Here is a 21,137-nt window from a genome sequence, read left to right on the forward strand (position 1 = left end):
GCCCCCTCACGGAACTCGGCGTCGTAGATGCGCTTCCTGGATGCCATGACCCCCAACTATCCCTCCGGTCACGGTCTCCACAGCAGGAGGGGAGATGCAAACTGGTCGTGCCCTGGCTCGAACGAGGGGCCGGTTCCGTATCCCTGATGAAGGCCCTCACCGCCGGCCTGCCCGACGCCGTCCACGCCCCGCGCGGCTTCGTCGCCCGCCGTCTGCGGGACAAGCTGCCACCCGTGTCCACGCCGGAACCGACATCTGACGCCCCCGAACCCCGCCTTGTCGGCCGCCTCATGCCGGAGTGCACCGAGTGCGGCGTACCCGGCCGCCTTCGTCGGCGGCCTGTGCCAAGGCTGTCGTACGGCCGCACCGGGCCGCAGCACGCAAGGCGTCGTACACCGGGCGTCGGCCTCCGCGACCCTCGCCCGCGAAGCCGTACTGGCCGCCCGCGACCGTCGACAACCGGTCGACTGCCGTCGGGACACAGTTCTCCAGCCGTAGCCCTCACGTACGAGGGCACGAGGGGGAGTGGGATGACCTCCGGCGTCACACCACGCGCGTCGCGCCCGCGAACGGCATCTCGTCGATCGGGGCCACCCGGACCGGGGCCGACGGGTTCGGGGCGTGGATCATGCGGCCGTCGCCGATGTAGAGGCCGACGTGGCTGATGCCGGAGTAGAAGAAGACGAGGTCGCCGGGGCGGAGTGCGGAGCGGGGGACGCGGCGGCCGGCGCCGATCTGGGCGTAGGTGGTGCGGGGCAGGGAGACACCGGCGGAGCGGTACGCGGCCTGGATGAGGCCCGAGCAGTCGAAGGCGTCCGGGCCGGTCGCGCCCCAGACGTAAGGGCTGCCGAGCTTGGCGTAGGCGTAGGAGACGGCCTGCGCCGCGCGGGGGCCGGGGGCCGCCGGGGTGGCGTCCCGGGCGTCCGTCGGGGAGTGCGGGGCGCGGCCGGTTCCGTCGGTGAGCCCCGCGCGTTGTTCGGGGGTCAGCCGGGACAGCAGCCGGCGGGCGGCGGTCAGCTTGGTGTCGATCGTCTTCCGGTGCCGCTGGAGTTCGGCGCGGCGGGACGTCAGCGATGTCACCTCGACCCGTGCGGCGCCGCGCAATTGCTCGATCTCCCGGAGCTGTGTGCGTACGCGCCCCACCGCCGCCTGCCGGCGGCTGCCGGCCCGTTCGGCGAGCGCGGCGCCGTCCAGATAGCCGTCGGGGTCCTCGGAGAGGAAGAGTTGCAGGGCGGGGTCGAGGCCGCCCTCGCGGTACTGCGCCGCGGCGACCGTGCCCAGGGCGTCCCGCGCGGAGTTGAGCCGGTCCTTCCTGCGGGCCGCCTCGTCCTGCAGATCGCGCAGCCGCCGCTGGGCCGACTCGGCCTTCTCCTTGGCTCCGTTGTATTTCTCGGTGGCGGTCTCCGCCTCCCGGTAGAGCCGGTCGACCTCGGCCTTGACCTGACCCGGTGTCAGCCGCGGTTCGGCGTGTCCCGTCCCGTCGAAGCCGGTCGCGGTGGCCGCGCCGGCGAGGGCGAGGGCGGTGGCCGCGCGGGCCGTGGTGCCGCCCGGGACACGCTGCCGGGTTCTGCGGTGCGCTGCCACCTTCACTCCTGTCCTCGTCCGACGACCGGGTCCGGCGGCGGGGTGCGCAGGGGAGCCGTCCGCCGCCGGACCTTCTCGGCGGTGGTGTCCGGCCGCCTGGAGGAGGACGCTAGGCCCGGCCGTGCGACCCCGGTGACGGGTTGTGCGGAAGTGATGCGAGCGGACCGTCGGGTGACCGTAAGTGACAGATACCCTGCTCGGACTTCATCGTCTTCACTCAGGGTGATGATCGATAGGGTGGAGGAGGGGCGGATGAGGGTGCCGGAGTGCTACGAGGCGGCTATGGCTAGGCTCCGGCCTCATGGACGTACTCATCCACCTCTTCGTCGGTCTGCACATCATCGGCATCGCGTCGCTCCTCGGCGGCTTCCTCACCCAGATGAAGGCGATGGGCGCGGGCACCGCCCGGTTCGTCCCCGCGATGCTGCACGGCGCGCTGACGATGCTGGTCACCGGTGTGGTCCTGGTCGGCCTCAACCAGGCCCAGGACTACTCCGTCGACAACATCAAGATCGGCGTGAAGCTGGCCCTGCTGATCGTGATCCTCGGCCTGGTGTACGTGAAGCGGGACGACGAGAAGGTGGACAAGAGCCTGTTCGGCCTGGTCGGACTGCTGACCGTGACGAACGTCTTCATCGCGGTGCTGTGGACCTGATCCTCACTCCACGGGCCCGGACGTGACCGCGGCCCACGACAGGACGTGCCGGCACGGAAAAGGGGCGGGGACGGTGCCGGAGGGCCGTCCCCGCCCCTTCCGCGCGGGTCAGGCGGGGCGGACCACGCTGTGGATCGAGGACTCGCCGTCGTAGTAGATCGACTCCTCGCGGACGTACGTGCCGGGCTTCGGCGCGTGGATCATCATCCCGTTGCCGATGTAGATGCCCACGTGGGTGACGTCGTCGTAGAAGAACACCAGGTCACCGGGTTGGGCCTGGGAGACGGGGACCGTCGTGCCCGCGTTCACCTGGTCGTAGGTGGTGCGCGGGACGGTGACGCCGGCGGCCTTCCAGGCGGCCTGGGTGAGGCCGGAGCAGTCGTAGGAGCCGGGGCCGGTGGCGCCCCAGACGTACGGCTTGCCGATCTGCGCGCGGGCGAAGGAGAGGGCCTTCTCGGCCTTGGTGGTGTACGAGGAGTCCGTCGACGGTGAGGTGGTCGAGCCGGAGGATCCGGAGGGGCTGCCCGCCGAGGTGCCGCTGTCCTGCTGGGCGGCGGCCGCCTTCTCCCGGGCCTTCTGCTGCTCGGCGAGCTCGGCGGCCTTGCGGGCGGCCTCCTGCTGCTTCTTCTTCTCGATCGCCGCGAGCCGCGCCTTCTCCTCGGCGGTCAGCTTCGCCATCAGCTCGCGCGCGTCGGTGAGCTTCTTCTGGACGGTGGCCTTGGCCGTCTTCAGGTCGCCCTGGGTCTCGGTGAGCGTCTGGAGGCTCTCGGTGGCCTCCTGGCGCTTCTGCATCGTCTCGGACTGCTGGGTGACGTAGTCGTCGACCGCTTCCTTCTGGCGGCCGGTCATCCGGTCCATCACCTGGCGCTGGTCGAAGATGTCCTGCGGTGTGTCCGCGAGCAGGAAGGTCGCGGTGTCGGGGACGCCGGCGCCGGTCCGGTACTGGGCGGCGGCGAAGGAACCCAGCTCCGCCCGCGCCTCGTTGAGCTTCTGGGTGCGCTTGGCCACGTCGTCGAGGAGCGTGTCCACCTGCTTGCGCTGCTTCGCGGTCTTCTCCTTGGCCGCGTTGTACTTCTCGGTCGCCGACTCCGCCTGGCGGTAGAGGTCGCCGACCTTCTTCTCGACCTCCTCCAGGCTCGGCCTGCCGTCGTCGGAGGGGGCGGCGGTGGCCGTCTGGGAGAGCAGGGCCACGGAGGTCAGGGCGGCCGTGGCGAGGGCCGGGGTCCGTATGCCTGCCACGCGGGTGCCGGGGGTGCGCGACTTGCGGTGCGACGCCAAGGGAGGCGACTCCTTCCAGAGCTCCGCCTACCGGGTTAGCTGTCGGGTTCGGGCGGCTTGCTCGGAAGGGTTGCCCTACGGCCGCTCCGCGAGGGAGTGGGCCGATTCACCCCATGGTCTCGGTGGGTCCCCGGCTCCGGCTGCCGTAGGGGCAGTGACGGACTCGGCGGGGGCCGCGCGGCCCGGCGGGGTTCGCCGGTGGGGGTCGTACGGCCCGCCCGCACCGTAGCCAACTGGTGTGGCCCCTGTGAAGGTTGATGGGTGATATGCCCGATACATTTTCGTGACCTTGTGTGCGGTGTCACGCAGGGTGAGGGGGTGGTTCTGGAGGGTGTGTGACCCGTGCCGGCCGCCGGATTCCGGGGATGTTCCCGGGGTGGCCCCGGGTTGTCGGTGGGGCGGCCTAGACTCGGAGAGCGATGAGCAGCCTCTTTGACGACAGCTTCCTGGCGGACCTCCAGGCCCAGCGGGGCCCCGAGGGCGAGCCCCCGCCCCCGCCCGAGGACGAGCACGTGCCGGAGCAGATCCCGGACGACCTGTTCGGCGGGAAGTTCGACGTGCCGCCGGACAGGGACGCCTACTACCGCGACGGCGCCCCGCGCCCGGTGATCGACGCCGCCGCGCTGCTGGAGGGGCTGAACGACAACCAGCGCGCCGCCGTCGTGCACTCCGGCTCCCCGCTGCTCATCGTGGCCGGCGCCGGCTCCGGCAAGACCCGCGTGCTCACCCACCGCATCGCCCACCTGCTGGCCGAGCGGCACGTCCACCCGGGCCAGATCCTCGCGATCACCTTCACCAACAAGGCCGCGGGCGAGATGAAGGAGCGCGTCGAGCAGCTCGTCGGCCCGCGCGCGGGCGCCATGTGGGTCATGACGTTCCACAGCGCGTGCGTGCGCATCCTGCGCCGCGAGAGCAAGAGGCTCGGCTTCACCTCGTCGTTCTCGATCTACGACGCCGCCGACTCCAAGCGTCTGATGGCCCTGGTCTGCCGTGACCTGGAGCTCGATCCCAAGCGCTTCCCGCCGAAGTCCTTCAGCGCCAAGATCAGCAACCTGAAGAACGAGCTGATCGACGAGGAGGACTTCGCCGCCCGGGCCGCCGACGGCTTCGAGAAGACCCTCGCCCAGGCCTACGCGCTCTACCAGTCGCGGCTGCGGGAGGCCAACGCCCTCGACTTCGACGACCTGATCATGACGACGGTCAATCTGCTCCGCGCCTTCCCGGACGTCGCCGAGCACTACCGCCGCCGCTTCCGGCACGTCATGGTCGACGAGTACCAGGACACCAACCACGCCCAGTACGCGCTGGTGCGCGAGCTCGTCGGCACCTCCGAGCACCCCGCCGGCGCGCCGTCCGAGGCCGAGGTCCCGCCCGCCGAGCTGTGCGTGGTGGGCGACGCCGACCAGTCGATCTACGCCTTCCGCGGCGCGACGATCCGCAACATCCTCCAGTTCGAGGAGGACTACCCGGACGCGACGACGATCCTGCTGGAGCAGAACTACCGCTCCACCCAGACCATCCTGAGCGCCGCCAACGCCGTCATCGAGCGCAACGAGTCGCGCCGCCCCAAGAACCTGTGGACCAACGCCGGCGCGGGCGCGCGGATCACCGGGTACGTCGCGGACACCGAGCACGACGAGGCGCAGTTCGTCGCCGACGAGATAGACCGCCTCACCGACGCGGGCGAGGCCAAGGCGGGCGACGTCGCCGTCTTCTACCGCACCAACGCCCAGTCCCGCGTCTTCGAGGAGATCTTCATCCGCGTCGGCCTGCCCTACAAGGTCGTCGGCGGCGTCCGCTTCTACGAGCGCAAGGAGGTCCGGGACGTCCTGGCCTACCTGCGGGTGCTCGCCAACCCCGAGGACTCGGTGCCGCTGCGCCGCATCCTCAACGTGCCCAAGCGGGGCATCGGCGACCGTGCGGAGGCCATGATCGACGCCCTCGCGCAGCGCGAGAGGATCAGCTTCCCGCAGGCGCTGCGGCGCGTCGACGAGGCGTACGGCATGGCCGCGCGCTCGTCGAACGCCGTGAAGCGGTTCAACACGCTGATGGAGGACCTCCGTACGGTCGTCGAGTCCGGTGCGGGCCCGGCGACGGTCCTGGAGGCGATCCTCGAACGCACCGGCTACCTCGCAGAGTTGCAGGCCTCCACCGACCCGCAGGACGAGACCCGGATCGAGAACCTCCAGGAACTCGCGGCCGTCGCCCTGGAGTTCGAGCAGGAGCGCGGCGAGGGCGAGTCGGTCGCGCTGTCCGACTTCCTGGAGCAGGTCGCCCTGGTCGCCGACTCCGACCAGATCCCCGACGAGGACGAGGACGGATCCGGCGTCATCACGCTGATGACCCTGCACACCGCCAAGGGACTGGAGTTCCCGGTCGTCTTCCTCACCGGCATGGAGGACGGCGTCTTCCCGCACATGCGCGCCCTCGGCGAGACCAAGGAGCTGGAGGAGGAGCGGCGCCTGGCGTACGTCGGCATTACGCGCGCGCGGGAGCGGCTGTATCTGACCCGTTCGACGCTGCGCAGCGCGTGGGGCCAGCCGTCCTACAACCCGCCCTCGCGGTTCCTGGAGGAGATTCCGGCCGCCCACCTGGAGTGGAAGCGGACGGGGGCGAGCGCGCCCGTGTCCTCCGGTCCGGTGTCAGGGGTGGCGGCCTCGCTGTCGTCGTCCCGCTCGCGCTCGTCGGCGTCGGGCGGTTCCGGTTTCGCGACCGGGCGGGCCGCGGACAAGCCCGTGGTGTCGCTGGCGATCGGGGACCGGGTCACCCACGACCAGTTCGGCCTCGGCACCGTGGTCGCGGTGAAGGGCACGGGCGCGAACACGGAGGCGACGATCGACTTCGGGGACACCAAGCCCAAGCGGCTGCTGCTGCGGTACGCGCCGGTGGAGAAGCTGTAGCGGAGCGGGCCGGGACCCGTCGGGGGGCTGCCCCTACGACGGGTCGAGGCCGTGGCTGCGGAACCAGGCGAGCGGGTCGATCGCCGAACCGCCGCCGGGGCGCACCTCGAAGTGCAGGTGCGGGCCGGTCGAGTTGCCGGAGTCCCCGGAGAAGGCGATCGGGTCGCCGGCCTTCACGGTCGTACCGGAGGGGACCTGGTAGCTGGAGAGGTGGCAGTACCACGTCTCCGTGCCGTCCTTCGCCGTCACGATCATCATGTTGCCGTAGGCGGAGTTGAGCTGCGTGCGCACCGTGCCGTCGGTGGCGGCCATCACCGTCGCGCCGTACAGGACGGGGAAGTCGATGCCGGTGTGGACGGACATCCAGTTGATGCCGGACTGGCCGTAGTAGGCGCTGAGTCCGTGCTGCGCGACCGGGAGCGCGAACTTCGGGCGCAGCCGTTCCTTGCGGGCCGCCTCCTCCGCCGCCCTCCTGCGCTCGGTCTCCTGCTGCGCCTTGAGGTCGATGCGCTCCTGGGTGCGGCTGGCCCGGTCGGCGAAGTCGTCGGCGCCGGCGGCGAGGCTCTCCAGCTGGGTGTCCAGCTTGATGTTGGCGGCGGACGGTTTCACCGGCTGGGCGTCCGCCGCGGTCGTCTTCGTCTCCTGGCCGCCGTCGCCGGCCAGGTCGCCGACCGAGGCCGCGGCGATGCCGGCGACGCCCATCACGCAGGCCGAGGGCACGGCCACCGTCAGCAGCGCGGAGCGCTTGGCGGGCGTACGGCGGCGGGAACGCGACCCGGCGCGCGAGGCCGCGCGCGGCGCCGGGGCGGAGAGAACCTCTTCCTGCTCTTCGAGGAGGTGCACCGCGGGCATCTCACCGGTGTCGGCCGGCTCCTGGGCGGCGGGCTCCTCATAGGACTCCTGGCCGAAGGACTCGGCCTGCGGCTCGTAGGCGTCGGACGCGGGCTCCTTGGCGGCGGTCTCGCCGCCGTCGGAGTTCCACTGCGTGGCGTCGTAGACACCGCTGTCGAAGGTCTGCGTGCCCCAGTCCCACTGCTGGGTCCGGTCGGCGGGGTTCCCGGCCTGATCGGGCTGGAGCCACTCACCGGCGTCCCACTGGCCGCTGGTCTCCGGCGAGGCGGCCTGCGGCGGGATCACCGTCAGCGGGTGATGGCCGGTGGTCCAGGCGGTCGTGTCGTAGCCGCCGGTGTCGTACGGGGACGTGTGCTGGGCCGTGTACAGGTCGTAGTGGCCGGTGTCCTGGCCGTCCGTGGGCCAGTGTCCGGTGGTGTCGTACGCGCCGGTCTCCTGACCGCCGCCCGGGAGGTCGCCGAAGAGGGGATCCGTGGCGAAGCCCCCGGTGGTGTGGCCGCCCGTGCCGAAGTGGGTGGCGGCATAACCGGTGGCGTCGTAGCCGCCGTACGTGGTGAAGTCGCCGTACGGGGCTTCCTGGGTGCCGTACGACGCATAGGGCGCCGAAGCGGCGTCGGAAGCCGGAGCCGGGTCCATGGTCCCCGACGGGTGACGGTCGTTCACCAACTTCTCTTTCGCCTCGACAACAGGGGCTGCCAGAGCAGTGCGGCGACTGTACCCGGCGGTATGCGGGCACGACAATCTTCCGCAGGTTTCGCGCGCGCAGGAAACGGGCAATCGGTTGTCTTTTGGCGGACGGCGGGCGCGGTCTTGGCTTTTTGTTCGAGGTTTGTTCGAGGTGATGGGTGATCGACGGCGATAAGTGAGCCGTCTCGGACCGTTGTTGTTCGGATTGCTGTCGAGGGGGCGCGCGGTTCCGGTTGTCCCGTGGCGCCGGTGCCGGGCGTGTCGCGCTCGGACCTTCCGGGCGGTCGGTCGTCACGCCACGGTCAGGCCTTCCGGGCGGCCGGTGGTCACGCCACGGTCAGGCCTTCCGGGCGGCCGGTGGACGGCTCTCCGGGGTGCGCCGTGTCCAGGGCCTGCCGTATGCGGGTCGCCACGGCCGGATGCACCGGCAGGGCGAGATGGCCCACGCCGCTCACCCGTACGTTCACCGACGTCAGGTCGGGGTGCTCGACACACGCCGACTCCAGCGGGTCCATGATGTGGTCCAGGTCGCTCCAGAAGGCGACGAAGCGCGTACGGCAGCCCGGCGCGGGCTGGGTGAGCTCCTCGAGCAGCGGTGAGCCGGGGCGCATCTGGCGCACGATGGGGTGTGCGTTGGCCAGGGGGGCGACGCGTGTGCCGGAGTGCGGGGTGCCGAGCGTGACGAGCGTCCGCACGCGGGCGTCACCGCCCAGCCGCTGCACGTAGTACCGCGCGATGAGCCCGCCGAGACTGTGCCCGACCACATCGACCCGGCGGCTGCCCGTGCGTTCGCACACCTGCTCTATGTGGCGGCCTAGCAGTTCGGCCGCGATGCGGATGTCGCAGGTCAGCGGAGAGTAGTTGAGCGACTCGATCTGCTGCCTGCCGTGCTGGGCGAGGCTGCGGCGCAGCAGGACGAAGACCGACCGGTTGTCGATGAAGCCGTGCAGCAGCACCACCGGGGGTTTGGCCTCCGCCGGCAGTTGCGCGGTGCCCTCCGGGGAGGGCAGCGCGGGGTGCGCGCCCCGGCGCTCCTGGACGATGCCGGCGGGATAGAGCAGGAGGTGACCCGCCAGGATCGCCAGCTCCAGGGCGGTCGCCTTCAGCAGGGTCAGGGAGAGATCCGCCAGCCGGACCGGCAGAAGACGCCGGCAGAGCGGCAGGAAGGGAAGAGCTGCCTCGGTGACCTTCATGGCCGACCTCCTGTCGGCACGCGGGAGGACAGCCCTGTCCCCCGTGTGCCCTTATGGGAAATCGCTGTGAGAGCGGTCGACGGTGCGCGTGTGCGAGGTGTGGAGGGGCGCGGTGGTACGGCGGCCTCGGTGCGAATCCCTTGTACGCATGGTCCCACGGCTGCCCGATCGGTGCACGGGCGTGCGGTGCGCGGGGCCCGGAGCCCGGGAACGCTGCGCGGTGAACGTGTCCCTCCGTGTGATTTGCCCCTCGCTGCGCACCGTGAAACTGCCGGTTGCGGGATGCTGGAGATAACGTTCGTTCACTTCCCCGGCCGGTTCGGACCGGGGTGCCCGAGCGATGTGTACGGCACGACGGATGTGTGCGGTACTTGTCGGCGGGGATGGATGCAGTCGCTTCATGGAGGCAGTGATGGGTGTGGCAGCCGGTCCGATCCGCGTGGTGGTGGCCAAGCCGGGGCTCGACGGCCACGATCGCGGGGCCAAGGTGATCGCGCGGGCGCTGCGTGATGCCGGTATGGAGGTGATCTACACCGGGCTCCACCAGACCCCCGAGCAGATCGTCGACACCGCGATCCAGGAGGACGCCGACGCGATCGGTCTGTCCATCCTCTCCGGGGCGCACAACACGCTTTTCGCGGCGGTGATCGAGCTGCTGGCGCAGCGGGACGCGGCGGACATCCTGGTCTTCGGCGGCGGGATCATTCCCGAGGCGGACATCGCTCCGCTGAAGGAGAAGGGTGTCGCGGAGATCTTCACGCCGGGGGCGACCACGGCGTCCATCGTGGACTGGGTGCGGGCGAACGTGCGGCAGCCCGCGGAGGCGTAGGGCGCGTTCGTGACGCCTCGCGCGCCGCGTCCGGGCCGGGGCGTCGGCCCCGGCGCTCCGGAGCCGGTGCCGGGCGGGGGTGGGTCGCGCTGCCCGGCGCTTGCGGGGTGCCGTCGCGCCCACCCGTGCCGCCCCAGCGGCACGACTGCCCGCGGCTACAGCGGGGCGACTGCCCGCGGCTACGGCGGGGTGGGTCAGGGGGTGGGCGGGGTCAGTTCTTTGAGGATGGCCGCGCGCAGGTGCAGGGTGGTGACCAGGCGCTGGAAGGCTTCCGACCAGTAGCCGCCGGCTCCGGGTGACGCGTCCTCCGGCTCGTCCGGTACCGCCAGGAGCGCGTCGAGGCGACCGGCCTCGGACGGGTCGAGGCAGCGTTCGGCCAGGCCCATGACTCCGCTGAAACTCCATGGATAACTCCCCGCGTCACGCGCGATGTCGAGCGCGTCGACCACCGCCCGTCCGACCGGCGCCGCCCAGGGCACGGCACACACCCCGAGCAACTGGAACGCCTCGGACAGGCCGTGCGTCTCGATGAACCCGGCCACCCACTCGGCCCGTTCGGCGGCGTCCAGCGTGCCGAGCAGCTTGGCGCGTTCGGCCAGAGACACCGCCCCCGGGCCGCCCGCCTCCGGCGCGGAGGGCTCACCGAGCAGCGCCCGCGACCACGCCGCGTCACGCTGCCGTACCGCCGCCCGGCACCAGGCCGCGTGCAGTTCGCCCTGCCAGTCGTCCGCCACCGGCAGCGTCACGATCTCCCGCGGTGTGCGCCCGCCGAGCCGCCGCGACCAGCTTCCCAGGGGCGCGGCCTCCACCAACTGGCCGAGCCACCAGGACCGTTCGCCCCGGCCCGCCGGGGCTCTGGCCACCACGCCGTCGCGCTCCATGCCCGCGTCGCATTCGTGCGGCGCCTCGACGACGATCGTCGGCGTGTCCCGCGTACGGTCGACGGCCACACACGCCCCGGCCCGGACCGCCATGCGTTCCGCCAGCGGGGAGCCGGGCAGCGCCGACAGCAGCTCCGCGGCCGTCGCCCGTACGTTGCGGCTGCGGTCGGCCAGGGCCTGCTCCAGGAAGGGCTCGTCGTCCGGGCCGAGTCCGGTGCGCAGTGAGTCCAGGAACATCAGGCGGTCCTCCGCCCGCTCCGTCGCCCAGCTCGCCGCGAGGAGCTCCCGCGCGGTGGCCGGCTTGCGGGAGCGGAGGGCGGTGAGGAGGGTGACCCGTTCGGCGAAGAGGCCCTCCTGCCAGAGCCGCCGTATGCCCTCCGTGTCGTGGAGACGGGGCACGGACGTGCCACCGCCCGGTGCGGAACGCAGGGCGAACCGCCAGTCCGGGTTGAACCGGGCCAGCCACAGGGCGCGCGGCCCCGCGAACCGCAGCGCCGCCGGACGCAGATCGGTCCGTCCCCGCGCGGCGTCGAGCAGGGCGGGCAGCGCGGCCGGGGGCGCCGCGAAACCGCGGGCGTTCGCCGCCGCCAGCCACTGGGGCAGCAGCTCCATGAGGTCCGGAGCCGCGCCCCGGCGGCCACCGCCCGCGGTGCCGGGACGGTCGGCGAGCAGCATCATGAGCCGGCGCGCGGCGGCGGACGGCAGCGGGGGGCGCGGGTCCTCGGGGGCCGGCCGCGGACGCTCCGCGGCCCGCGCGGGCCGCAGCCCGGCACGTCGCCGTACGGTCGCCACGGCCGCCGCGTCCAGCAGGGCCGACGGCGCGTCCGCCCCGGGCGCGGAACCCGCCGGCGTGCGCCGGTCCGTGCCCAGCAGGGCCGTGGTCACCAGCTCCTCCCAGGAATCCGGGAGAGGCGCGTCCACGGCGGTGGTCGTCCTGCTCATGAGCTTCCTTTCCGACGGGTGTCCCGGCACGGTCGAAGACTCATACACGCCGAGTGTCCAGTGATGTCCGAAAGATTCCTGGGGTGGGTGGGAGGAGGGGCGGACGCACCGCTCAGCACAGCGGCACCGCCTCACCGGGCCCCTCCGGCCATACCGCCAACGGAGTGAATCCCTGGTGGCCGCACTCGCCGAAGACCCTGACCGGGGCGCCGCCCGACAGGGCGACCAGACGCCACAGACCGGGGCGGGACCGCGCGGCCGGCGTGAGCGGCAGGGCCGCGTCCTCGTCGGCGTCGGCCAGCTGCCAGCCGTCACCGTCCGGAACCGGTATCACCCGGTCCAGCGTCACCGGGACCGAGTCCAGCCAGGGGTCGTCGCGCAGCGCCTCGCCGTAGCGGGCGGCCGCCCGGGCCGTCGTCGTCCCCGGTGGCCGTACGTCCGTCGGCGCGGGCGGCGCGAACCGCTCGCCCAGGGCCATCCGCTGCCGTCCCGCGCCCGGGTACGCGGACAGCTCCGCGTCGAGGGCCAGCCCGACCGGCAGCGAGAGCTCCGGGGCGCGGCCCGCCGCACCGTAGGAGAGGAGCAGCGCCGTGCGCCCCGAGTCCGTGCCGTACAGCCAGACGCGGCGGGTCGTCAGACGGCTGTCCGCCGTGTCGTACTGGGCGAGGACCAGCCAGCGGTCCCGTACCGCCGGGCCGTCCGCCGGCGCGGGCAGGCCGATACGGGACCGGACCGTCGCGGCCAGGCCCTCCGGCAGCCGCTCCCGGCGCAGCCAGCCCCGGCCGAGGAGGTGGAGCAGCGCGCACTCCTCCAGCAGCCGCACCGGCCGGTCCGGCCCGGTGCCCGCGAGCGCCCCCAGCTCCCGCACCCGGGCGGCCAGCCCCGGCGCCTGGGCGTCGACCATGCGGGCCGCGGTCTCCTCCCACAGCCCGTCCCCCGACTGCCCGGCCGCCGCCAGGCCGCCGCGGAGCAGGTCCGCCAGGCGCTGCTCCAGCTCCAGCGCGCCCGCCGTCACCCGCTCGGCCCGGCGCTCCGCCCTGCGCCGCGCCGCCTCCGGACCGGCCGGACCGGAGGAGCCCGAGGAACCCGGGGAGTCCGGGTTCCGCCTTCCTTCCGTGCGCGTGCGCCGGTCCGCGATCCACCGCACGGCCCACTCCGGCGCCTCTCCCCGCTCCACCGCCCCGTCCCCGCCCGACCAGAGCAGCAGCAGACCGAGCGCGTGCTCGCACGGCAGCTTGCGGCTCGGGCAACTGCAGTGGTACGCGGGCGCGGAGGCGTCCGTGACGTCGACGACCGTCCGGTACGGAGCGCTCCCGCCGTCCTCGCACAGTCCCCACACCGTCCCCTCGCCCGAACTGCCGGCCCCGGACCACGCACCGGCCGTGCCGAGTCTGCTCCCCGCCGCGCGTGACGCGGGGTCGGGCGCCAGTGCCGGCACCTGGTCCGCGGTCCGGCGCACCCCCTGCTGAGTCATGCCACCGAAACTAGATCCCGGCACTGACAATCGCCCCGTCGAGCGCGTTCACGCAGGTCGGAGCGATTGTCAGTGGCGTGGTGCACGGTTGGTGGCAGATCCGAACCGGCCGAGCTGGAGGGGGACTCCGCCATGACTGTGTCCGTTGGACCGACGCCCGTCGACCCGACGCGGAACGGCTCCGCGCCCACGAACGCCACGCCCGCGGACGCCGTGCCCGCACAGACACTGCGACCGCACGCCGAGGACGCCTTCGCCGCCGAACTCGCCGCGCTGGCCGCGCAGGACGACCGCCCCCGCCCCGCCCGCTGGCGGCTGTCACCGTGGGCCGTCGCCACCTACCTGCTCGGCGGCACGCTGCCGGACGGCACGGTCGTCACGCCCAAGTACATCGGTCCGCGCCGCATCGTCGAGGTCGCGGTGTCCACCCTCGCCACCGACCGCGCCCTGCTCCTGCTCGGTGTGCCCGGCACCGCGAAGACCTGGGTCTCCGAGCACCTGGCCGCCGCGGTCAGCGGCGACTCCACCCTGCTCGTGCAGGGCACGGCCGGCACCCCGGAGGAGGCCATCCGCTACGGCTGGAACTACGCCCGGCTGCTCGCCCACGGCCCCAGCCGCGACGCCCTCGTGCCCAGCCCGGTGATGCGGGCCATGGCGGAGGGCATGACGGCCCGCGTCGAGGAGCTGACCCGTATCCCGGCCGACGTCCAGGACACGCTGATCACCCTCCTGTCGGAGAAGACGCTGCCGATACCGGAGCTGGGCCAGGAGGTGCAGGCGGTCCGCGGCTTCAACCTGATCGCCACGGCCAACGACCGCGACCGCGGGGTCAACGACCTGTCCAGCGCCCTGCGCCGCCGCTTCAACACCGTGGTGCTGCCGCTGCCGGAGACACCGGAGGCGGAGGTCGACATCGTCGCGCGCCGGGTCGACCAGATCGGCCGCTCCCTCGACCTGCCGGCCGTGCCCGACGGCATCGACGAGATCCGCCGGGTCGTCACCGTCTTCCGCGAGCTGCGCGACGGGGTCACCACCGACGGCCGTACGAAGCTCAAGTCGCCCAGCAGCACGCTGTCGACCGCCGAGGCGATCTCCGTCGTCACGGGCGGGCTGGCGCTCGCCGCCCACTTCGGCGACGGCGTGCTGCGGGCCGGGGACGTCGCCGCGGGCATCCTCGGCGCGGTCGTCCGCGACCCGGCGGCGGACCGCGTCGTCTGGCAGGAGTACCTGGAGACCGTGGTCCGCGAGCGCGACGGCTGGAAGGACTTCTACCGGGCCTGCCGGGAGGTCAGCGGATGACCGCAGGGAAGGCGGACACCGCGGGGCCGCTGCTGCTCGGCGTGCGGCATCACGGGCCGGGGTCCGCGCGGGCGGTGCGGGCGGTGCTGGAGGAGGCCCGGCCGGACGTCGTGCTGATCGAGGGCCCGCCGGAGGCTGACGCGCTGCTCCCGCTCGCCGCCGAGGAGGACATGCGGCCGCCCGTCGCGCTGCTCGCCCACGCGGTGGACGAGCCCGGCCGCTCGGCCTTCTGGCCGCTGGCCGGGTTCTCCCCGGAGTGGGTCGCGCTCCGCTGGGCGCTGGAGCACAAGGTCCCGGCCCGTTTCATCGACCTGCCGGCCGCGCACACCCTGGCCTGGGAGGACGACGAGGGCCCCGGACCCGGCGCGGGCGACGAGGACGTGCGGGCCGACCCCCTGGGAGCGCTCGCCGAAGCCGCCGGGTACGACGACGCGGAGCGGTGGTGGGAGGACGCCGTCGAGCACCGGGGCACGGGCGAGGGGGACGCGATGGCGTCGTTCACCGCGCTCGAGGAGGCCATGACCGCGCTGCGGGAGGAGTACGGAAGCGGGGGGCACCGGCGGGACCTCGTGCGCGAGGCGCACATGCGGCTGCGGATCCGGGAAGCGCGGCGGGAGTCCGAGGACGGCGTGGCCGTGGTCTGCGGGGCCTGGCACGTGCCGGCGCTGCGGCGGAAGGCCGCCGTCGCCGCCGACCGCGCCCTGCTGAAAGGGCTGCCCAGGGTGAAGACGGACATGACCTGGGTGCCCTGGACCCACCGCAGGCTCTCCCGCGCGAGCGGCTACGGCGCGGGCATCGACTCCCCGGGCTGGTACGGGCACCTGTTCGACGCCCCGGACCGGCCGGTCGAGCGGTGGCTGGCCAGGGTGGCCGGGCTGCTGCGGGCCGAGGACCGGCTCGTCTCCTCCGCGCACGTCATCGAGGCCGTACGGCTGGCGGAGACCCTCGCCGTGCTGCGCGGACGTCCGCTGCCCGGCCTGAGCGAGACGGCCGACGCCGTACGGGCGGTGATGTGCGAGGGCTCCGACGTGCCGCTGGCGCTGGTGCGCGACCGGCTGGTCGTCGGCGACGTGCTCGGGGAGGTACCGGCGGCGGCACCCGCCGTGCCGTTGCAGCGGGACCTCACACGGCTCCAGCGCCGGCTCCGGCTGAAACCCGAGGCCGGGAAGCGGGAGCTGGACCTCGACCTGCGCAAGGAGACCGACGCGGAGCGCGGCAGGCTGCTGCACCGGCTGCGGCTGCTCGGCATCGGCTGGGGAGAGCCCGCCGCCGTACGCGGCGGCACGGGGACCTTCCGGGAGACCTGGCGGCTGAGCTGGGAGCCCGAACTGTCCGTGCGGGTCGCCGAGGCCGGGGTCTGGGGGACGACCGTACGCGCCGCCGCGACCGCCAAGGCGGAGGCGGACGCCGTCGGCGCGCGGGACCTCGCCGAGGTCACCGGGCTCGCCGAGCAGTGCCTGCTGGCCGCACTGCCCGAGGCGCTGCCCACGGTGATGCGGCTCCTCACCGACCGCGCGGCCCTCGACACGGACGTCGGCCACCTCGCCCAGGCGCTGCCCGCCCTGGTCCGCTCGCTGCGCTACGGCGACGTACGCGGCACCGGCACCGCGGCGCTGGCCGAGGTCGCCGCCGGGCTCGCCGAGCGGATCTTCGTCGGACTGCCCCCGGCCTGCGCGGCGCTGGACGCGGACGCCGCCGACGAGATGCGGCGCCATGTCGACGCGGTGCACGGCGCGGTGGCTCTCCTCGGCGACGCCCCCGCACCGGGCCACGGGAAGCTGCGCGCCCGCTGGCAGTCGGTGCTGCGGACCCTGTCCGCACGGGACACCGTGCCCGGCGTCCTGCGGGGGCGGTCCGTGCGGCTGCTGCTGGACGACGGGGAGCTGGCGAGGGACGAGGCGGCGCGGCTCATGGGGCTCGTGCTGTCGCCGGGCACACCGGCGGCGGACGCGGCCGCGTGGATCGAGGGCTTCGTCGGCGGCCCGGACGGTGGACTGCTCCTGGTCCACGACGAGCGGCTGCTCGGACTGGTCGACACCTGGCTGACGGACGTACCGGCGGAGGCGTTCACGGACGTACTGCCGCTGCTGCGGCGGACGTTCTCGGCGTACGAGCCGGGGGTGCGCCGCACCCTCGGTGAACTGGTCCGGCGCGGACCGGGGGCACGCGGGAGCGCGGCGACCGCGGTGTCCGCCGCCCCCGGCTTCGCCCCCGATCCCGACACCGCCCGGGCGGACGCCGTGCTGCCGGTCCTGCGGCTGCTGCTCGGGCCGGACGGGGACGACGGGGACGACGAGGGAGCGCGTGACGGACGACCGGCGGGGGTGACGGCATGACGGACACACAAGGTGAGGCGGCCACGGCGACGGACCCGGCGCGGGAGCGGCTGCGGCGCTGGCGGCTCGTGCTCGGCGGGGACCCGGCCGACGGCACCGGACACGACCTGTCCGGGCAGGACGCCGCGATGGACGGAGCGCTCACCGCGCTCTACGGAAAGGGGGACACACCGCAGGCGGGCCGCGACCGTTCGGCGGGGCTCGGCGCGTCGGCGCCCTCGGTGGCCCGCTGGCTCGGGGACATCCGGACCTACTTCCCGTCCTCCGTCGTCCAGGTCATGCAGCGCGACGCCATCGACCGGCTCGATCTCGCCACGCTCCTGCTGGAACCGGAGATGCTGGAGGCCGTCGAGGCCGACGTCCACCTCGTCGGCACGCTGCTGTCGCTGAACAAGGCGATGCCGGAGACGACGAAGGAGACGGCACGCGTGGTGGTGCGCAAGGTCGTCGCGGACCTGGAGGAGCGGCTCGCCACCCGTACCCGGGCCACCCTCACCGGCGCCCTCGACCGCAGCGCCCGCGTCAGCCGGCCACGCCACCACGACATCGACTGGAACCGCACGATCGCCGCCAACCTCAAGCACTACCTGCCGGAGCACCGGACGGTCGTGCCCGAGCGGCTCATCGGCTACGGGCGTGCCTCGCGGTCGGTGAAGAAGGAGGTCGTCCTCTGCGTCGACCAGTCCGGGTCGATGGCCGCGTCCGTCGTGTACGCGGCGGTGTTCGGGGCGGTGCTCGCCTCCATGCGGTCGGTCGACACCCGGCTCGTCGTGTTCGACACGGCGGTCGCCGACCTCACCGACCAGCTCGACGACCCCGTCGACGTGCTCTTCGGCACGCGACTCGGCGGCGGCACGGACATCAACCGGGCGCTGGCGTACTGCCAGTCGCGGATCACCCGGCCCGCCGAGACGGTGGTCGTGCTGATCAGCGACCTCTACGAAGGGGGCATACGCGACGAGATGCTCAAGCGGGTGGCGGCGATGCAGGCGTCGGGGGTGCGGTTCGTGACGCTGCTCGCGCTGTCCGACGAGGGGGCGCCCGCGTACGACAGGGAGCATGCGGCGGCGCTCGCCGCGCTGGGCGCACCGGCGTTCGCCTGCACACCCGATCTGTTCCCGGAGGTGATGGCGGCGGCGATCGAGAAGCGGCCGCTGCCGATACCGGACGTGGGATGAGGCGCGGACTCGGGCCGGTGAAAACGGACATGACTACCCATCGGTAACGGAGGGCTTGCGCGACCTCGGGAGTCGCGTGCGAGGATCGGCGCTGTTCGATTCCAGGGACCGGTGAAGTGTCTTCGGCCGTCCCGCCGCCCGGGAGGACCCGCCCCCCTTGACCTGGTCAGCAGCCGTACCCGGTGCCGCTCTGCGCGCGATGCGCGCGGCGGCCGGGCGGCGTGCGGTCCGGCTGGCACTGCTGGTGGGCGCGGTGTTCGTGCTCGGCGTGCTGTGCGGGGAGCGGGCGCGGGCGGCGGACGGCACGCCGGCCGAGGGGACCTCCCCCACCGTCGGGTCCGTCACCGTCGGGTCCGTGGTGCCGGCCGGCTCGGGCGCCGCGCCCGGCTCGAACGGTCCCGTGCCGGTCATCGGGGCCCTCCCCGTACCGCGCCCGGACGGGGCCGGCCCGATCCGTCCGCCGGCCGAGACCGTGGTCCGGTCCGTGGACGAGCGGATCGTACGGCCGGCCGGGGAACCGGTCGGCACGGTGACCGGCCGACTGGGCGAGGCGACGCAGGGGCAGCTCCCCGCGCTGCCGGCGCTCTCCGGCCGGGAGCAGCCCGTTACGCTGCCGGAGCTCCCGCACCTGCCCGCTCTGCCGGTCTCGCCCGCGCTCCCCACCCTGCCCGCGCTCCCCACCCTGCCCGCGCTCCCCACCCTGCCCGCGCTCCCCGGCGCGCTGCCCTCCTTGCCCGCGCTCCCCGGCGTGCTGCCCTCCTTGCCCGCGCTCCCCGGCCCGGAGCGGCCCGTGCCGCTGCCGGAGCTCCCGCACCTGCCCGACGTGCCGGAGCAGCCGCTCCCCGGGCCGGGCACGCCCGCCCCGCAGCCGGACACCCCGACACCGCCGCCCGACGCGCCGGGGCGGGACGCCCCGGACGAGCCGAAGGTCCCGGACGGACCGTCCGGGGTCCCGGGGCCGGTCGCCGGCCCCGTCGCCCACGGCCCGCAGCCGGCCCATGCCGCCGGCGCGGCGCACGACGACCACGCACACCGGCCCGCGCGGGACGCCGTACGGGACGCCGCACAGGCCGGGGACACCGCCCCGGCCCCCGCACCGCACGCTCCCGGCGCTCCCGCCGGCCGGCCGGACGGTACGACGGGCAGCCGCTCGGCCGTGGACCACGGCACGCCGCGCCACGGTGACGCCTGCGCCGTCACCGCACCCCACCGGTCGCCGCTCCGGCTCGTACCCGGCACCGCCGAGCGCGCCGGGGCGACCGGTACCCGGGACCCGTACCGGGACGTTCCGGTCTCGCCCGCTTAGGGCCGGCCCCTCCCTCGCCGCGGACACGTGTGCGCGAGGGCGGCGCGGCGGCCTGCCCGTCCCGCGCCCTCCGCGCCCTCTGCGTCCTCCGCGCCCCGCCCGTGCGTGACGCGCGGGTGACAAAGGACTCCGCGGGGCCATCAGACCCGGACAGCCGAAAGCCGTCGGTCCGTCCGGTCGGAACCTCGTGGAGGGGCGGCCGGCCCCCATTGGGGTGGGGGCCGGTCACCCCGCATCCCGGAGAAAGAGGGTGTTCACCGCCCCTCCGGGCTGTTCGACAGGGCCTCACCGGGCCGGCCCCAGCCCGGTGAGGCCCCTCACGCCCGGCACGCGGTGCCAGAGATGGCGGCATCATGTGACAGGTATCACCGCTCACGTGTGACCCGCGATTTAGAGAGGCCCCCCAAGCGGCGATAACCTGCGAGACGGACATGCCGCGCGCTCGGACACCGTGTGCGCCTCCCTTGTGACACAGCGGACGTCACGTTGCCCTTCGCGGCACGCCCACGCATCCAACGAACCGCGAGATCACTGATAGGGACGGAAGCGCGTGGACCTGTTCGAGTACCAGGCGAGGGACCTCTTCGCCAAGCACGATGTACCGGTGCTGGCCGGTGAAGTCATCGACACGCCTGAGGCGGCCCGCGCAGCCACCGAGCGTCTCGGTGGCAAGTCCGTCGTCAAGGCCCAGGTGAAGGTCGGCGGCCGTGGCAAGGCGGGCGGCGTCAAGCTCGCCGCCACCCCCGACGAGGCGGTCGAGCACGCGACCAACATCCTCGGCATGGACATCAAGGGCCACACGGTCCACAAGGTGATGATCGCCGAGACCGCCCCGGAGATCGTCGAGGAGTACTACGTCTCCTTCCTCCTCGACCGTGCCAACCGCACCTTCCTCTCCATCGCCTCCGTCGAGGGCGGCATGGAGATCGAGGAGGTGGCGGCCACCCGCCCCGAGGCCGTCGCCAAGACGCCGATCGACGCCAACGAGGGGGTGACCCCCGCCAAGGCCCGTGAGATCGTCGAGGCCGCGAACTTCCCGGCCGAGGTCGCCGACAAGGTCGCCGACGTCCTGGTCACCCTGTGGAAGACCTTCGTCGCCGAGGACGCGCTCCTCGTCGAGGTCAACCCGCTGGCCAAGGTCGCCTCCGGTGACGTCATCGCCCTGGACGGCAAGGTCTCCCTGGACGAGAACGCCGAGTTCCGCCAGCCGGAGCACGAGGCCCTCCAGGACAAGGCCTCGGCCAACCCGCTCGAGGCGGCCGCCAAGGAGAAGAACCTCAACTACGTCAAGCTCGACGGTGAGGTCGGCATCATCGGCAACGGCGCGGGTCTCGTCATGAGCACCCTGGACGTCGTCGCCTACGCCGGTGAGGCGCACGGCGGCGTCAAGCCCGCCAACTTCCTCGACATCGGTGGCGGCGCCTCCGCCGCCGTCATGGCGAACGGCCTGGAGATCATCCTCGGCGACCCGGACGTCAAGTCCGTCTTCGTCAACGTCTTCGGCGGCATCACCGCCTGCGACGAGGTCGCCAACGGCATCGTGCAGGCGCTGCAGCTGCTGAAGGACAAGGGCGAGGAGGTCACCAAGCCCCTCGTCGTCCGCCTCGACGGCAACAACGCCGAGCTGGGTCGCAAGATCCTCTCCGACGCCAACCACCCGCTGGTGCAGCGCGTGGACACCATGGACGGCGCGGCCGACAAGGCCGCCGAGCTCGCGGCTGCGAAGTAAGGAAGAGGGACTCA

14 protein-coding genes and 1 riboswitch are annotated in these 21,137 nt (G+C 73.4%); of the genes, 8 read left to right on the forward strand and 6 right to left on the reverse strand.

The window, feature by feature from the left end; translation table 11 throughout:
• Window positions 1–543 precede the first annotated feature (543 nt).
• Window positions 544–1,584 carry a C40 family peptidase gene (locus IH50_RS0133790; protein ID WP_030871216.1) on the reverse strand — a complete coding sequence of 347 codons (1,041 nt, stop codon included), beginning with the start codon at window positions 1,582–1,584 and terminating at the stop codon, window positions 544–546.
• A 301-nt stretch (window positions 1,585–1,885) separates the two neighbouring features.
• Here IH50_RS0133790 and IH50_RS0133795 point away from each other — a divergent pair, with 301 nt between their 5' ends.
• Window positions 1,886–2,239 (forward strand): hypothetical protein, encoded by a 354-nt coding sequence (locus tag IH50_RS0133795; protein WP_030871220.1) that lies wholly within the window; start codon window positions 1,886–1,888, stop codon window positions 2,237–2,239.
• 108 nt (window positions 2,240–2,347) lie between these two features.
• Here the strand turns inward: IH50_RS0133795 and IH50_RS0133800 are convergent, their stop codons facing one another.
• Window positions 2,348–3,517, reverse strand: a complete 1,170-nt coding sequence (locus IH50_RS0133800) for a C40 family peptidase (protein WP_030871222.1) — start codon at window positions 3,515–3,517, stop codon at window positions 2,348–2,350.
• Between the two features lie 7 nt (window positions 3,518–3,524).
• Window positions 3,525–3,696: riboswitch (cyclic di-AMP (ydaO/yuaA leader) on the reverse strand.
• Window positions 3,697–3,936: 240 nt separating this feature from the next.
• On the opposite strand from IH50_RS0133800, the gene pcrA reads away from it, so the two are divergent.
• Window positions 3,937–6,417: a DNA helicase PcrA gene (pcrA, locus tag IH50_RS0133805; RefSeq protein WP_030871225.1), complete on the forward strand. Its 2,481-nt coding sequence runs from the start codon at window positions 3,937–3,939 to the stop codon at window positions 6,415–6,417.
• 33 nt (window positions 6,418–6,450) lie between these two features.
• Here pcrA and IH50_RS0133810 read toward each other — a convergent pair whose 3' ends face one another.
• Window positions 6,451–7,905 (reverse strand): M23 family metallopeptidase, encoded by a 1,455-nt coding sequence (locus tag IH50_RS0133810; protein WP_030871228.1) that lies wholly within the window; start codon window positions 7,903–7,905, stop codon window positions 6,451–6,453.
• A gap of 377 nt (window positions 7,906–8,282) precedes the next feature.
• On the reverse strand, window positions 8,283–9,149 hold the full coding sequence (locus IH50_RS0133815) for an esterase/lipase family protein (protein ID WP_030871231.1): 867 nt from the start codon (window positions 9,147–9,149) through the stop codon (window positions 8,283–8,285).
• Window positions 9,150–9,561: 412 nt separating this feature from the next.
• Between IH50_RS0133815 and IH50_RS0133820 the strand changes: the two genes are divergently transcribed.
• The gene (locus tag IH50_RS0133820; protein WP_030871236.1) at window positions 9,562–9,978 is read left to right on the forward strand and encodes a cobalamin B12-binding domain-containing protein; all 417 of its coding nucleotides are present in this window, start codon (window positions 9,562–9,564) and stop codon (window positions 9,976–9,978) included.
• A gap of 194 nt (window positions 9,979–10,172) precedes the next feature.
• Here the strand turns inward: IH50_RS0133820 and IH50_RS0133825 are convergent, their stop codons facing one another.
• Together IH50_RS0133825 and IH50_RS0133830 are read right to left on the reverse strand one after the other, a co-directional pair.
• A complete protein-coding gene (locus tag IH50_RS0133825; protein WP_030871239.1) occupies window positions 10,173–11,801 on the reverse strand; it encodes a DUF5691 domain-containing protein in 1,629 nt (542 codons plus the stop codon).
• A 112-nt stretch (window positions 11,802–11,913) separates the two neighbouring features.
• A complete protein-coding gene (locus IH50_RS0133830) occupies window positions 11,914–13,275 on the reverse strand; it encodes an SWIM zinc finger family protein (protein ID WP_030871242.1) in 1,362 nt (453 codons plus the stop codon).
• A gap of 132 nt (window positions 13,276–13,407) precedes the next feature.
• Between IH50_RS0133830 and IH50_RS0133835 the strand changes: the two genes are divergently transcribed.
• The 5 genes from IH50_RS0133835 (at window position 13,408) to sucC (ending at window position 21,123) form a co-directional block, all read left to right on the forward strand.
• Window positions 13,408–14,574, forward strand: a complete 1,167-nt coding sequence (locus IH50_RS0133835; RefSeq protein ID WP_030871244.1) for an ATP-binding protein — start codon at window positions 13,408–13,410, stop codon at window positions 14,572–14,574.
• Complete coding sequence (locus IH50_RS0133840; protein WP_037873403.1) at window positions 14,571–16,910, forward strand: DUF5682 family protein; 2,340 nt, start codon at window positions 14,571–14,573, stop codon at window positions 16,908–16,910. Before IH50_RS0133835 ends, IH50_RS0133840 begins: the two co-directional genes overlap by 4 nt.
• Window positions 16,907–18,088 (forward strand): VWA domain-containing protein, encoded by a 1,182-nt coding sequence (locus IH50_RS0133845; protein ID WP_030871247.1) that lies wholly within the window; start codon window positions 16,907–16,909, stop codon window positions 18,086–18,088. Before IH50_RS0133840 ends, IH50_RS0133845 begins: the two co-directional genes overlap by 4 nt.
• 157 nt (window positions 18,089–18,245) lie before the next feature.
• Window positions 18,246–19,394: a hypothetical protein gene (locus tag IH50_RS38195; protein WP_158801380.1), complete on the forward strand. Its 1,149-nt coding sequence runs from the start codon at window positions 18,246–18,248 to the stop codon at window positions 19,392–19,394.
• Window positions 19,395–19,944: 550 nt separating this feature from the next.
• Window positions 19,945–21,123 (forward strand): ADP-forming succinate--CoA ligase subunit beta, encoded by a 1,179-nt coding sequence (sucC, locus tag IH50_RS0133855; RefSeq protein ID WP_030871256.1) that lies wholly within the window; start codon window positions 19,945–19,947, stop codon window positions 21,121–21,123.
• The last annotated feature ends 14 nt before the right edge of the window (window positions 21,124–21,137 follow it).

Origin of the sequence: Streptomyces sp. NRRL S-37 (genome assembly GCF_000721605.1) — a bacterium.
Lineage (GTDB): Bacteria > Actinomycetota > Actinomycetes > Streptomycetales > Streptomycetaceae > Streptomyces.

What these genes read in the sequence shown, in the direction of transcription:
- IH50_RS0133830 (WP_030871242.1), bottom strand. Translation starts at nt 13,275, where the DNA reads ATGACTCAGCAGGGGGTGCGCCGGACCGCGGACCAGGTGCCGGCACTG.
- IH50_RS0133815 (WP_030871231.1), bottom strand. Translation starts at nt 9,149, where the DNA reads ATGAAGGTCACCGAGGCAGCTCTTCCCTTCCTGCCGCTCTGCCGGCGT.
- pcrA (WP_030871225.1), top strand. Translation starts at nt 3,937, where the DNA reads ATGAGCAGCCTCTTTGACGACAGCTTCCTGGCGGACCTCCAGGCCCAG.
- IH50_RS0133835 (WP_030871244.1), top strand. Translation starts at nt 13,408, where the DNA reads ATGACTGTGTCCGTTGGACCGACGCCCGTCGACCCGACGCGGAACGGC.
- IH50_RS0133845 (WP_030871247.1), top strand. Translation starts at nt 16,907, where the DNA reads ATGACGGACACACAAGGTGAGGCGGCCACGGCGACGGACCCGGCGCGG.
- IH50_RS0133840 (WP_037873403.1), top strand. Translation starts at nt 14,571, where the DNA reads ATGACCGCAGGGAAGGCGGACACCGCGGGGCCGCTGCTGCTCGGCGTG.
- IH50_RS0133810 (WP_030871228.1), bottom strand. Translation starts at nt 7,905, where the DNA reads ATGGACCCGGCTCCGGCTTCCGACGCCGCTTCGGCGCCCTATGCGTCG.
- IH50_RS0133820 (WP_030871236.1), top strand. Translation starts at nt 9,562, where the DNA reads ATGGGTGTGGCAGCCGGTCCGATCCGCGTGGTGGTGGCCAAGCCGGGG.
- IH50_RS0133825 (WP_030871239.1), bottom strand. Translation starts at nt 11,801, where the DNA reads ATGAGCAGGACGACCACCGCCGTGGACGCGCCTCTCCCGGATTCCTGG.
- IH50_RS0133795 (WP_030871220.1), top strand. Translation starts at nt 1,886, where the DNA reads ATGGACGTACTCATCCACCTCTTCGTCGGTCTGCACATCATCGGCATC.